Origin of the sequence: Kineococcus glutinatus, from assembly GCF_039542765.1 — a bacterium.
In the GTDB taxonomy this organism is placed as follows: domain Bacteria; phylum Actinomycetota; class Actinomycetes; order Actinomycetales; family Kineococcaceae; genus Kineococcus_A; species Kineococcus_A glutinatus.
Map to the genome: position 1 here is coordinate 1 of NZ_BAABIL010000893.1, position 928 is coordinate 928.

The 928-nt window shown below is 79.0% G+C and carries 1 protein-coding gene; it reads right to left on the reverse strand.

Annotation, left to right across the window (positions count from 1 at the left end; translation table 11 throughout):
* A partial coding sequence (locus tag ABEB16_RS22390) for an FtsK/SpoIIIE domain-containing protein (RefSeq protein WP_345714356.1) occupies positions 1 to 928 on the reverse strand: 928 nt, incomplete at both ends.

Sequence of the window (928 nt, forward strand, 5' to 3'; positions counted from 1 at the left end):
CGGCCCCGGCGCGCTGCAGGGCCGCCGCCTGCGCCGCCGCGGTGGGGTCGGCGTCCAGCAGCGCCACCTGCGCCTCCGCGCCGGCGTCGGCGGCCAGCAGCCGGCCCGGCGGCAGGTCCTCGGGGACCTCCCGCGGCACCAGGCCCGCGAGGGTGTAGTCGTTGCGGTCGGCCAGCCGCAGGACGAGCTTGTCGTCGGTGAGGGCCGCGGCGCGGCCGGTGAGCAGCTGCCGGTCGCCGGTGACGACGCAGTGGATGCCCGCGCTGGCGCCCTCGCGCAGCAGCAGCGCCACGGTCTCGAAGGCGACACCGCCGTCGGCCTCGGCCAGGGAGGTGAGGAACCCCTCCCAGCGGTCCAGCAGCAGCACGAGGTGGGGCAGGCGCTGCGCCGCGGGCACGGCGGCGCGCTGCTCGGAGACGTCGGCGAAACCACCGGTGCCCAGCGCCTCCTGCCGCTCGGCCAGCTCCCGCCGCAACCTGGCCAGCAGCCGCTGCGCGCGCTCGGGCTGGGTGCGCTGGACGACGACGCCGGTGTGCGGTAGGTGCTGCAGCGCCAGCAGCGCCCCGCCGCCGCAGTCGAGGGCGTGCAGGTGGACGTCGGCGGGGTCGGTGCGCGCGGCGATCGCGCCGGCCAGGGTGCGCAGCAGCTGCGAGCGGCCGCTGCGGGGTGCGCCGGCGACGAACAGGTGCCCGTCGGTGCGCAGGTCGAACACCAGGGGCCGGCGGCGCTGCTCGGCGGGCAGGTCGCGCAGGCCGTAGACCACGGCGGGCACGTCGGCCCCGGGCACCGGGCCGGCGGGCACGTCGGCCTCGGGCAGGTCGGGCAGCAGCAGGGTGTCCGGCAGCGGCGGCAGCCAGGGGCGGTGCGGGGCGCGGACGTGGTGGCCCTGGCGGTGGGCGGGGTGTCGGTGCTGCTGAACCTGGGGGTT